A 12,315-nucleotide genomic window follows, 5' to 3' on the forward strand; every position below is an offset into this window, starting at 1 on the left:
CATTCGCATCAAGCATGAACCCACGCACCGCCCAGGTTGAGCGCAATACGCTCGAAACCCAGATCAACGTTTCCATTAATCTCGACGGTAACGGCGCGGCCGCGTTTACCACCGGCTTGCCGTTTTTGGATCATATGCTGGATCAGATAGCCAGGCACGGTTTGATTGATATGAACATTGTCTCGCATGGCGACCTGCATATCGATGCTCACCATAGCGTGGAAGACATTGGCATTACCCTCGGTCAGGCCTTTGCCAAAGCACTAGGCGATAAAAAAGGCATCTACCGATATGGTCACGCATATTGTCCATTGGACGAATCCTTATCGCGGGTGGTAGTGGATTTCTCCGGCCGTCCCGGTTTGTTCTATGAAGTGGAATTCAAACGGGCGTTTATCGGCAATTTCGATGTAGACCTGTTTAAAGAGTTTTTCCAAGGCTTTGTGAATCATGCCGGCGTGACCTTGCATATCGATAATTTGAAGGGCGGTAATGCCCATCATATTGCCGAAACTGTTTTCAAGGCATTCGGCCGAGCCGTCAGGATGGCAATCAGCCATGACGAACGGATGGCGGGCATCATGCCGTCCACCAAAGGCAGTCTATAATTTCCAAGCTTTCCGCCAAGAACCTCTGACCCTGAATCACTAGTTTTATGTCATCAGTAGCCGTTATCGATTACGGAATGGGCAATCTGCATTCCATTGCCAAAGCGCTGCAACATGCCGATAGCCGCGTCAACGTACAAATAACCGCGGATGCTGCCGTTATCCGTGCCGCCGATCGGGTGGTGTTTCCCGGCGTGGGCGCGATACGCGATTGCATGCAGGCTTTGACCGATAGCGCTTTAGACGAGGTAATCCGCGAAGTTGCGAAAAGCAAACCGTTTCTCGGTATTTGCCTGGGTATGCAGGCCTTGTTGACCGATAGCGAGGAAAACGACGGTATTGCCTGCCTCAATATATTCCCCGGTCATGTCCGGCGATTTGCCGAACATATGCTCGATAGCGAAGGCAATGTCTTGAAAATCCCGCATATGGGGTGGAATCAGGTCAAGCAAACGCCGCATCCGCTCTGGCATAACATTCCGGATTCTAGCCGTTTTTATTTTGTGCACAGCTATTACACTGTGCCGGACAATCAGCAGGATAGCACAGCCACCGCCGATTACCCCACAGCGTTCACCTGCGCATTGGCAAAAGACAATGTGTTCGCCGTGCAATTTCATCCCGAGAAAAGCCAGACCGTGGGTTTGCAGTTATTGCAAAATTTCTTGGGCTGGGATGGCGTCGCTTAAGCCCCAACCCGAAGACGTTGGTTTTACTAACCTTTAGATTTAGTGTTTTAACTGTCGAGATTTAGATATGTTGCTGATACCCGCAATTGACTTAAAGGAAGGAAAATGTGTCCGTTTGCGCCAGGGTCGTATGGAAGACGACACCGTGTTCTCCGACGATCCGGTGGCTGTGGCCGGGCGCTGGGTAGAAGCAGGGGCGAAAAGATTACACCTGGTTGATTTGGACGGCGCCTTTGCCGGCAAACCCAAAAATGCCGACGTCATTAATGCGATCGTCCAAGCGTATCCCGACGTACCGGTGCAAATCGGCGGCGGTATCCGCGACGAGGACACTATTCAGGCTTATCTGGAAGCCGGCGTGCAGTACGTGATCATCGGTACAAAAGCGGTCAGCGAACCGCATTTCGTGCGTGATGTATCGATCGAGTTTCCCGGCCACATCATCATTGGTTTGGATGCTCGCGACGGCAAAGTCGCAATCGACGGTTGGTCGAAATTGTCGCGTCATGATGTAATTGACTTGGCGCAAAAATTCGAAGCCAACGGCGTTGCCGCAATTATTTATACCGACATTTCCCGCGATGGGATGATGCAGGGTGTCAACGTGGAAGCGACCGCTAAATTGGCGCGTTCGGTCCACATCCCCATCATCGCCTCCGGCGGCATAACCAACTTGGATGATATTCGTGCTCTCGGCGCCGTTGCACACGAAGGTATCATGGGTGCTATTACAGGCCGTGCCATTTATGAAGGTACGCTGGATTTTGCCGAAGGAGAGAGATTGGCAGAGTCCTTCGGTGGGGCGGATGCCTGAGCTATTAGCCGATAAATCGTAACCATGAGCCTAGCCAAACGTATTATTCCCTGCCTGGATGTCGATAACGGTCGCGTCGTTAAAGGCGTAAAATTCGTCGATATCCGCGATGCCGGGGATCCGGTGGAGATTGCCCGGCGTTATGATAGGGAGGGTGCGGACGAAATCACCTTCCTGGACATCACCGCGACCCACGACAACCGCGATACCATAGTTCATGTTGTCGAACAGGTTGCGAGCGAAGTGTTTATTCCGCTGACCGTGGGCGGCGGCATCCGGGTGTTGGAAGATATTCGCCGTATGCTCAATGCCGGTGCCGATAAGGTTGGCATTAACAGCGCGGCGGTATTTAGGCCCGAATTCGTCAAGGAAGCTGCGGAAAAATTTGGTTCGCAATGTATCGTGGTGGCTATCGACGCCAAAAAAGTCAGTCAGGACGGCGAGGAAAACCGCTGGGAAATCTTTACCCACGGCGGCCGCAAACCGACTGGCATTAATGCGGTCGAATGGGCCGTGAGAATGAAAGACTATGGTGCCGGCGAAATTCTATTGACCAGTATGGATAGAGACGGTACCAAATCGGGCTTTGATCTGGCATTGACTCGGGCTATCAGCGAAGCGGTCAGTATCCCGGTGATCGCCTCGGGCGGTGTCGGCAATCTTGATGATTTGGCCGATGGCATCATTGAGGGCAAAGCCGATGCGGTATTGGCAGCCAGCATATTTCATTTTGCAGAATATACGGTAGAACAGGCCAAGAAGCATATGCAGGCCAGAGGCATAGAGGTGCGCTTATGAGTGTAAGCTGGCTGGAGGAAATTCAGTGGACGGAGGAGGGTTTGGTGCCGGTGATTGCGCAAGATCATGTCAGCGGTCGCATTCTGATGTTCGCCTGGATGAGCCGCGAGTCGCTTGCCTTAACCGTTGCCGAGGCTTATGCGGTATATTGGTCCCGTTCCCGCCAGCGTTTATGGCGTAAGGGCGAGGAGTCCGGTCATCGGCAAAAAGTCCTCGATATTCAATTGGATTGCGATTCGGACGTGATTTTGCTTAAAATTGAACAGGAAGGCGGCATCGCCTGCCACACCGGCCGGGAAAGCTGTTTTTTCCGTAGCCTAACAGACGGCGAGTGGCAAACCACCGAGCCGGTACTGAAAGACCCCAAAGCCATCTATAAGTAGACAATCACACGCCGGCATAGCTCAGCAGGTAGAGCAGCGCACTCGTAACGCGAAGGTCGTAGGTTCGATTCCTATTGCCGGCACCATTTAAGTGTTTGATTTGTAATAATTTTCAACAAGATTGCCCGTCGAGTTGAAGCAACAGTCCGCAGCAAGGCGCAAATTTAGGCGCAGTGCTGCTTAATTTTGCTCAATGAGGTGGCGCAATGAACCCCAAAAATTTACTCAATCCGATTTCATTTTTTGTTCTTGGAGGTGTGTGATGGCATACATCAGACCCCTAGCAAACGGAAACTTCCGTGCCGATGTCCGCATGAAAGGTATCGTCAAAAACAAAACCTTCCCTTCTGAAAAACTCGCTCAAGCTTGGGCGAACAAGATCGAACGCAGCATTAAGACAATTCCGAACCTCGAAGTGGCGCAATTGCTAGCGCTGTCCGATGCAGACATTGACGCAATGGGCGGGGAAGAACTTTTCAACCAACTGGGTGTTGATCTGTTCGCCATTTGTAATCAAGCTCGGCTGGAAGCAATCAATGCCCTTTCTAAAAAGGAGCTGTTGCAATTGTCATCGCAAGAAATTGAGAGCATGGGCGGTGCTGAATTGTTTCTGCAGGCTGGCAAGCGAATCCGCTACAAAACCTTCCGCGAAGTTTGCGGCGAATATCTTTCCAAATGGAACAAAAAAGATTATCGCAACCAAATGGCAAGGGTTAAGCGAGAGCGATAAACCCCTCGTAAACAGTGACTTCAAATAGTGAGTTAAAACCATGACAAAACACAATGCTCAGAACGAGCGTATCAAGCGCCAATACTTTATCTTTTTGAAAGAAGCCAAGCGCCAAAACGAAAGCTCAGTCGATGCTGTTGCCAAAGCCATCAGTCGGTTTGAAGCCCATACAAAATACCGTGACTTCAAGGCCTTTCATTATCTTCAAGCCGTTGCATTCAAGGCTGATCTGGCCAAACAAACCAATCAGCAGACCGGCAAGCCACTGAGCAAGTCGACGATGAATTCAACCCTTAGTCAGTTGAAAGCCTTTTTTCAATGGTTAGCCATGCAACCGGGCTACAAGTCGCACATCAGCTATACCGAGGCTGAATATTTCAACCTATCCGAAAAAGAGGTGCGGATTGCGACGGCTAAACGGCAAACTCGTGTGCCGACTATTGAGCAAATTAAACACGTCATTGCATCAATGCCTAGTAACACGGTTATCGAACGTCGTAACCGCGCACTGATCGCTTTTACTTTGCTGACCGGTGCACGTGATAGCGCAATCGCATCGATGAAAATTAAGCATGTTGATTTGCTGGCAAATTGCATCTTTCAGGATGCCCGTGAGGTCAAAACCAAGTTTAGTAAAACCTTCACCACCTACTTTTTTCCAGTCGGCGATGATATTCAGCAAATCGTGGTGGACTGGGTTAATTTCCTGAAAACAGAATTGCTATGGGGCAATGATGATCCCTTGTTTCCTAAAACCCATGTTATCAACAGCGAAGATCGAGTCTTCATTACATCAGGTATCAAACCAGAACACTGGAGCAATGCCACACCCATCCGCAGCATTTTTCGTGATGCCTTTGAAGCCGCAGATTTGGCCTACTTTAATCCCCACAGCTTTCGTAAAACTTTGGGTACGCTTGGCCAACAACTTTGTCAGACTCCGGAAGCCTTTAAGGCATGGAGTCAAAACTTGGGCCATGACGATGTATTAACGACCTTATACAGCTATGGCGAGGTGCAGCAACATCGACAAGGCGAAATCATCCAGCAGTTGGGTGTCTTTCGTACCCCTAAAACTCAAAGCACTTTAGAAATCGCCTTGGAGTTGGTCAAAGCCGTCGAGCAGCGCAACCAGGCTTAACTGATTAAAACAGTGCAAACAATCGCCACAATGAGAGCCAGAATGGGATAATAAAAACCACTAAGGTCTGTCCACTACGGCAGTACTTATTGTCAAAACCCAACGGAGCGCTATCAACGCGCAAAAAAGCATAGGACGTTACACCAGTTCATGAACCAGCAACAAATCAAACAACTTGAAACCGAACTCTGGGCCAGCGCCGATAACCTGCGGGCCAATTCCAAGCTGACGGCGGCGGAATATAAAGACCCGGTACTCGGCTTGATCTTGTTGCGCTACGCGCAAAACCGTTATGAACAGGCCAAGTTAAGCCTGGAAGCCAGCCTGCCGGAAACCCCGCGCGGCAAAGTCAAACTGACTAAAGAACACTTTTTGGCGGCCGGGGCCATGCTGGTGCCCGAGGAATTCCGTTGGTGTTTTTTGAGCTGAAGGCGCATCACACCGATTTACGCCATGCCTTTGACAATAATCTGAGCGATTACAAAGACACCATCCCGGAAGTGCTGCATTGCAATGCCTTTGTAGTTTTGAGCAATGGCATCGATAGCAAGGTTGGCACGTTAACCAGCCCTTACAAGTTTTTCATGGATTGGAAGCGCATCGAAGAAGATGACGAAGGCGTGGTTAGCCTGGATACCTTGTTGCGCGGCACTTGTGCACCACATCGGCTGTTGGATTTATTTGAAAACTTTTTGCTGTTTGACGGCGAAGGCTCGGAAGTTACCAAAATCATGGCGAAAAACCATCAGTTTATCGGCGTAAACAAGGTGATGGATCAGTCGGCAAATATCGAGGTATTAAAAGGCAAGCTGGGAGTGTTTTGGCATACTCAGGGTTCCGGCAAGTCGTATTCCATGGTTTTTCTGTGTCAGAAAATGCTGCGCAAGCTGGGCGGCAGTTATACCTTTTTGTTGGTGGTGGACAGAACCGAGCTGGAAGGCCAGCTTTACGACACCTTTAGCGGCGTTGGTGCGGTGACGGAAGACAATGTGCGGGCGAAAAGCCGCGAGCATTTGCGCCAGTTACTGGCGGAGAATCATCGCTATGTGTTTACCTTGATCCATAAGTTTTCGATTGATCCCAAGAAGGAAACCGATTATCCGTTGATCGCGGATCGCCCAAATATCATCGTGATTTCCGACGAGGCGCATCGCACCCAAGGCGGGGCGTTTGCCCGCAATATGCGTTTTAAAGGTATCCCCAATGCCTCTTATCTGGGATTTACCGGCACGCCGATTTTTAAAGACGAGCAGGAACTGACCCGGAATATTTTTGGTGAGTATGTGTCTGTGTATGACTTTAAGCGGGCAATTGATGACGGCGCGACTTTGCCAGTGCGTTATTTGAATCGTGGCGAGAAACTGGCGATTGAAAATCCTGATCTTGACCAACGCATGGCCGACATCATCAACGATACCGAGTTGGATGACGACCAGCGGCGTAAATTGGAACGGGCGTTTAAGCGCGATTATCCCATTTTGACAGCTGAGCATCGCTTGGATGCGATTGCCAAGGATTTGGTCTGGCATTTCAACGAGCGGGGTTATCAGGGTAAAGCCATGTTTGTGGCGCTGGATAAACCTACTGCCGTGCGTATGTATGGTTTAGTGATGAAGTATTGGCCCGAGTATGTGGCTGAACTGAAGCAACGGATTGCCAAAGCAGAGGATCAGCAGGAAGCGCTGAAACTGAAGCATCACTTGAAACGGGTTGAAGAAACCGAAGTTTGCGTGGTGGTGAGTAGCGAGCAAAACGAAGTCCAAAAATTTGCCAATCTCGGCTTGGATATTGAGCTACACCGTAAAAAAATGGTGGATAGGGATTTGGAGACGGAATTTAAGGATGATCTTGCCCTGATCTATCGGACACTCGGCTAAGAGAGTAATCTCTAACCCCGAGGAAAATCATGAAAGCCCAAAACGAATCAAAGATCCCCGTTGTCCGCAACAAATATACCGCGCAGTTTAAAGAACAAGCCCTGGAGCGTGCCGACAAGGATGGCATCCCAAAGGCGGCCAAAGATTTAGGGCTCGCCGAATCGATGCTGTACAACTGGCGAGCCAAGCGTCGCCAAACAGGACAGCCCTTCGAAGATCAAAAGCTACAGCAGGCCGAAATGGCGCGGCTTAAACGAGAAAACACCCGCCTGGAAGAGGAAGTCGCCTTTTTAAAAAAGGCGGCAGCGTACTTTGCCAAACAGCCCAAGTGAAGTACGCCATGATCAAAGCTAATGAAGATCAATTCCCTGTGGGACTCATGTGCCGCCTGTTAACGGTCTCACGGAGTGGCTACTACGACTGGAAGTGCAGGCCACTTTCCGATAGAGGCGAAGCGAATAAATGGCTAGCCAATGAGATTAAACGTATTTTTGAGGATGAGAAAGGCCGTCCTGGTTCACCCAGAATTACACAGCGACTACAAGACGAAGGAAAATCAGCAGGCCGACACCGGGTAGCCAGGATCATGCGAAGCCATGGCTGGAGAGCGAAGGCGGCTAAGAAATACAAAGCCACAACGAACAGCAACCACTCGTTACCGGTCGCCCCGAATCGGTTGGAACAAAACTTCACGGCAGACGGCCCCGATCAAAAATGGGTATCGGATATCACCTATATTTGGACGGAAGAAGGTTGGCTGTATTTAGCGGTGGTACTTGAGCTTTATTCACGTCGAGTGATCGGTTGGGCCATTTCCGAACGGATGACGGCAACGTTGGTTTGTGATGCCCTGATCATGGCGTTATGGCGTCACCGAATGCCTAAAGGCGTCATTGTCCATTCGGATCGAGGCAGCCAGTATTGCTCTGCCGCCTACCAGAAGCTTTTCACCAAACACCAATTGATTTGCAGCATGAGCAAGAAAGGCGATTGCTATGACAACGCCGCCATGGAAAGCTGGAACCACAGTTTTAAAGTCGAGGCGATTCATGGTGAACGGTTTTTAACCCGATCAGCCGCCAAGTACCAAGTGTTTGAATATATCGAAGTGTATTACAATCGAAAAAGGCTTCACTCCAAATTAGGCTATATCAGCCCGGAAAATTTTGAAGCTAAAAAAGTCGCTTAGTTGAGTGTCCGTCAAATCCGGGCAAGATCAGGATGAAAACAATCCGTTTCGTTTGGTGATTGTGTGTGCGATGTGGATTACCGGTTTTGATGTGCCGTGCGTGTCGACCGTGTACCTGGATAAACCCATCAACGGTCATACCCTGGTGCAAACTATTGCGCGGGCTAACCGGGTTTATGATGACGAAAAAGAAAACGGGCTGATCATCGATTATGGCAATGTCTATATGCAAATGGAGAAAGCTTATTCGGTTTACGGTGACGGTGGTGGAAAAACCAAGCCTGGCCAAAAGGGAGAAGATGACAAGGGTAATTCTGTCGAAAAACTAGTCGAATTGGTTGATGACTTGGACAAAGCGATTCAAGTCGTGCGTGATTTTTTGCTGGAAGTTGCCTTTGATTTGGATAAATTGATTCACGCTGCATCAGCAGTTGAAAAATTAGGACAACTTAAGCAAGCAACCAATGCGGTTTGCTTGAATGAAACCACCCGAACCCAATATGAAGTTGCCGCGCGTGATGTGTTTCGTAAATATATGGCTTTGTTTCCTGAGCCAGAAACAAAGCCCTTTTTGCCAGCGTTCAATGCCATTCAGGCGATTTACGATCAACTCAATCAAAAAACCAAGCAAGCCGATATTTCCGCTGTTATCCGTCGGTTACAACAGGAAGTAAATTTCAGTGTTAGCACTAGAACAAATGAAGTGCGCGATGTTGATTATGTCGATTTAAGTACCTTGGACTTCGATAAACTACGGGCCGCGTTTGCCAAGTCGAACCAGAAAAATGCAGTAGTTTTTGATTTGCAAACTGCCATTGAGAAGAAACTTGCGCAAATGGTGCAGCAAAACCCAATCCGCCTGGAGTTTTACGAGAAATACCAAAAAATTATCGATGAATATAACAAAGGCAAGGATATTCAAGCGGTGCAGAAGGCCTTTGACGATCTGAACGAATTTATGCAAAACGACCTGTCGCCGGAAACCGAACGGGCAATGCGTGAGGGATTGGATGAAGAAACCTTGGCAATTTTTGATCTGCTGAAAAAGCCGGAATTGACCAAGGATGAAGAAAACAAAGTCAAAGAGGTAGCCAAACAAACATTGGCGCTATTGAAAGCGGAAAAACTAAAAATTGAGCGTTGGCGGGAAAGTACCCAGGTAACAGCGCAGGTTAAAACTCTGATCGACCACAGCTTGCAATGGTTGCCGCAAGAGCCTTACCCGGATGATGAGGTCGACATTAAAAGCTTACTGGTTTATCAGCATGTTTATGCTAACTACCAAGGGGCTGGGTTTAGTCGGTATGGGAGTTTTTAGTGAAGAGTCATCTACATGATGTAGTTAACCGTTTTGCCGATCTGGAAAAGCTACTCGACTCATAGCGTGATTTGAACCTTATCTTCCTATTCCTAAACTTGGCACCCACCTCTGGGTAGACACAAAATTCAAGCGCTTTATAGCATTAGGATGGGGGCGGCGTTTCAGAACTTGCGTGGAAAGCTTAGAAAATTGCTAGGCATCGAGAAACGTCCAAGTTATCATTGTAATCGCTGTTTGCGCCTGCCTGTTGGATTGCAAACGAAGACCGCTGGATGAATTGGAAGGTGCGCCGTAGACTATTTCGGTCGCGTAATTTTTGCCGATTTCAATCCTGACTGCCAAAAAATAGCGATTTTCGAATTTTTAAAAATTATGGATCTTAATTTTTAGTGATTTTTGCTATATAATAGACAGGTTCATTTATTAGCATCATCCTTTAGTTAGCAGGATGCGAGACATAGTAGGTTTTATATCTACTCATTCGGTAGGTTGATAGCCAAACTGTGCTTGGCAGTCATGCCTTTTTGTGATTTGCATGGAGCTTGTTAGATGTCCGCAGTAGATCTAACAAAACCAATGCTATGTTGAATACTTACAGTTTTAATTATCCAGACTATGACAGATTGATATGTTGACACTAAAAGAAATAGTGCCGGCTCTTCACATGGCGCAAGCTATCGGTGACCGCGCATATGGTCACTTTGATCATGATGCTAATGCAATAGCTGGCCCAGCCACAATTATGACTGTTCCATGCTCTGGCCGCTCAAGTAAGCCTGGCACTCTTCAAACAGCATCAATGGATAGCTTCAAAACCGAAGAAGATCCAATTACTGGCGAACTACTGTACTACCCACGCTGAGTGAATGCTGCGGCTTTCCGGCGGAACCAGTTATTTTTTACTTGCTCGAGAGGGTGAAAAAAAATATCGGGTAGAAATTCGAGATAGCTTTAGCGAAGTTTTCCACAACTGGACATGCTCATCTAGAGTCAGTCCAGTATTTCCTACAAATACTGTAACCATACCTAAATTCAACGATGGGAAGCGTCGTTGGATTCTGTTTACTGGACCAATATTCCCAGGCAATATTAACGCTGATGACTTCCCTTGTATTTTTCTTAGTCTAGGGCTATTCAACGTAATTATTTTCTCCGACACTGAATCCGATGCTGTAAATGCCAAAGAGTTTGCAAAAGACTCAGAGTTGCAATGGGAGCAGTGGACTCTTGATGGAAGTTATTTGACGGATGTCAATTACTCTGCCAGCGACTGCTGTTCTATCTCAAGCAGTTCAATCAACTCAGTCCATGAAATAGGTGATAGCCTCAAGCCCGCTATCCGTGAATATTCTGTATTGATAGGTACAGCAATTGGTCGTGCATCTTTATATGCCAAATTTATTCAAAGTGATTTGGAAAGATTTGACAAACTGTTTTGTGAAATTCTCAGCTACCAGGATCTCGACGAAATTGCGAAGCAAGGGCAGGTTGTTATCGCTAATGCGATGCTTTCCCGACACACATCGCAAACATATTCTGGCATAAGCCCAATCATTGAAACCGAATGCCACTTCTGGACTCATTCGTTACTTGGAATTGGAGTCCCATCGCTGGCATTGGTACGGATTCGTCAATTTGTAGAGCAAATATTTGCGGACTCACGACTTAACGCAAGACTTAAAGCATTGAGCGAAATCCCCCCTGAGTCGTCAGACTTACGTAGTCTTTCGGGGACGAATGAATACTGGGACAAGGAGCATTTATTTCGATCGGAAATTGAAAACATACTGATAAGTGATAAGAGTTCTATTGCAGTATTGCCCCTTGTAACCTGCTTTAGTGGACGTGACGGTTTTAGGAGCACAAAGCTTTCATTGAGCGCACCACTCGAAGTTATTACAAACTGTAATACAATTGCTTGGACACCGCTAACTATCACTCATGAAATTAGTCATACGATTATTGATGGTGCTCTTGGAATACTGTTGCCACGTCCGGACATATCTTCTGATCTTGACGACGCCATCTGTCTCTTGAATCGGTCAAAACAATGTTCTAATACCCATGATCAGCTTGTGCTTTTCTTATGCCATGCTCTTTGGATGCTGTATTCAGATCGAACCGAAACTAAAAAGGGTAATGGATCGACAAATAACACTATCACTGCGGAAGACCTAGCAAATATAATTCGTGAAGAGTGGGCAGATCTAAACGAAACAATTACACATGTTTTCGATTTTCTTTATTTCTACCAGCGAAATCCTGAGCTCTATGTTCCATCTATCTGGGCAAGCTGGGGTGTCATCCCAAATATTCAATCACGCGTTCCTGCGTATATAGTACGCACCTTGTGCGCTGTTCATGCGACGAATTTAAGAACTGAGGATGGATCCAATCACACAATTGATCAGGTAATAAATATATTAAAAGATACGCGAACAAAGTACCCTAACAAGCTAATAGAATCGGCACTGACAGAGTTAGAATATCAGAGAGACTACTACTGCAAGGAACTGAAGCTTCGTATACCTTTCATCAAGTTAGTCCGAGGCTTTTTATATCAACCACGAGTTGCGCAAAAACTGTTTCATGAATCGTTATCAGCGAGTGGTGATCATGAAGGCTACCATTTAAAATCAATGGAATTTAATGGTACGCAGATATCAAACCCTATACGTTTCATAACAGCGTACGCGAAAGACACGGCATCAAATGAATCACGAGCCGCGTGGATTCTCTATCACTTAGCTTTCGGTGGATGAGGC

The 12,315-nt window shown here is 47.5% G+C and carries 13 protein-coding genes and 1 tRNA gene; all 14 read left to right on the top strand.

Going from position 1 to position 12,315, the window contains the following annotated elements; translation table 11 throughout:
• The first annotated feature begins 14 nt into the window (after positions 1-14).
• The 14 genes from hisB to ACH50O_RS21025 all read left to right on the top strand — a co-directional run bounded on the left by hisB (position 15) and on the right by ACH50O_RS21025 (position 12,312).
• Positions 15-608, top strand: coding sequence for an imidazoleglycerol-phosphate dehydratase HisB (hisB, locus tag ACH50O_RS20960; RefSeq protein WP_446809693.1), 594 nt, complete (start codon positions 15-17; stop codon positions 606-608).
• A gap of 47 nt (positions 609-655) precedes the next feature.
• Positions 656-1,297 (top strand): imidazole glycerol phosphate synthase subunit HisH, encoded by a 642-nt coding sequence (gene hisH, locus ACH50O_RS20965; RefSeq protein ID WP_446809694.1) that lies wholly within the window; start codon positions 656-658, stop codon positions 1,295-1,297.
• 67 nt (positions 1,298-1,364) lie between these two features.
• A complete protein-coding gene (hisA, locus tag ACH50O_RS20970; protein ID WP_446809695.1) occupies positions 1,365-2,111 on the top strand; it encodes a 1-(5-phosphoribosyl)-5-[(5-phosphoribosylamino)methylideneamino]imidazole-4-carboxamide isomerase in 747 nt (248 codons plus the stop codon).
• 24 nt (positions 2,112-2,135) lie between these two features.
• Positions 2,136-2,909 (top strand): imidazole glycerol phosphate synthase subunit HisF, encoded by a 774-nt coding sequence (gene hisF, locus ACH50O_RS20975; protein WP_446809696.1) that lies wholly within the window; start codon positions 2,136-2,138, stop codon positions 2,907-2,909.
• Complete coding sequence (gene hisI / locus ACH50O_RS20980) at positions 2,906-3,292, top strand: phosphoribosyl-AMP cyclohydrolase (protein WP_446809697.1); 387 nt, start codon at positions 2,906-2,908, stop codon at positions 3,290-3,292. The genes hisF and hisI overlap by 4 nt, the downstream gene beginning before the upstream one ends.
• Before the next feature lie 10 nt (positions 3,293-3,302).
• A tRNA-Thr gene (locus ACH50O_RS20985) sits at positions 3,303-3,378 on the top strand.
• 176 nt (positions 3,379-3,554) lie between these two features.
• On the top strand, positions 3,555-4,022 hold the full coding sequence (locus ACH50O_RS20990; protein WP_446809698.1) for a hypothetical protein: 468 nt from the start codon (positions 3,555-3,557) through the stop codon (positions 4,020-4,022).
• Positions 4,023-4,062: 40 nt separating this feature from the next.
• Positions 4,063-5,163 (top strand): tyrosine-type recombinase/integrase, encoded by a 1,101-nt coding sequence (locus ACH50O_RS20995; protein ID WP_446809699.1) that lies wholly within the window; start codon positions 4,063-4,065, stop codon positions 5,161-5,163.
• A 150-nt stretch (positions 5,164-5,313) separates the two neighbouring features.
• The gene (locus ACH50O_RS21000; protein WP_446809700.1) at positions 5,314-5,592 is read left to right on the top strand and encodes a type I restriction-modification system subunit M N-terminal domain-containing protein; all 279 of its coding nucleotides are present in this window, start codon (positions 5,314-5,316) and stop codon (positions 5,590-5,592) included.
• The gene (locus ACH50O_RS21005) at positions 5,577-7,040 is read left to right on the top strand and encodes a type I restriction endonuclease subunit R (RefSeq protein WP_446809701.1); all 1,464 of its coding nucleotides are present in this window, start codon (positions 5,577-5,579) and stop codon (positions 7,038-7,040) included. The genes ACH50O_RS21000 and ACH50O_RS21005 overlap by 16 nt, the downstream gene beginning before the upstream one ends.
• Positions 7,041-7,069: 29 nt before the next feature.
• Positions 7,070-8,229, top strand: a protein-coding gene (locus ACH50O_RS21010; RefSeq protein WP_446807918.1) for an IS3 family transposase whose coding sequence is annotated in 2 segments (ribosomal slippage) — positions 7,070-7,343 and positions 7,343-8,229 — 1,161 coding nt in all. Because the reading frame shifts where the segments join, the coding sequence is not laid out codon by codon here.
• Between the two features lie 4 nt (positions 8,230-8,233).
• Positions 8,234-9,547 carry a type I restriction enzyme subunit R domain-containing protein gene (locus ACH50O_RS21015; RefSeq protein WP_446809702.1) on the top strand — a complete coding sequence of 438 codons (1,314 nt, stop codon included), beginning with the start codon at positions 8,234-8,236 and terminating at the stop codon, positions 9,545-9,547.
• 631 nt (positions 9,548-10,178) lie between these two features.
• A complete protein-coding gene (locus ACH50O_RS21020; protein WP_446809703.1) occupies positions 10,179-10,412 on the top strand; it encodes a hypothetical protein in 234 nt (77 codons plus the stop codon).
• Positions 10,413-10,416: 4 nt separating this feature from the next.
• Entirely contained in the window at positions 10,417-12,312 is a 1,896-nt protein-coding gene (locus tag ACH50O_RS21025; RefSeq protein WP_446809704.1) for a hypothetical protein, read from the top strand.
• The last annotated feature ends 3 nt before the right edge of the window (positions 12,313-12,315 follow it).

This window comes from Methylomonas sp. 2BW1-5-20 (assembly GCF_052474515.1).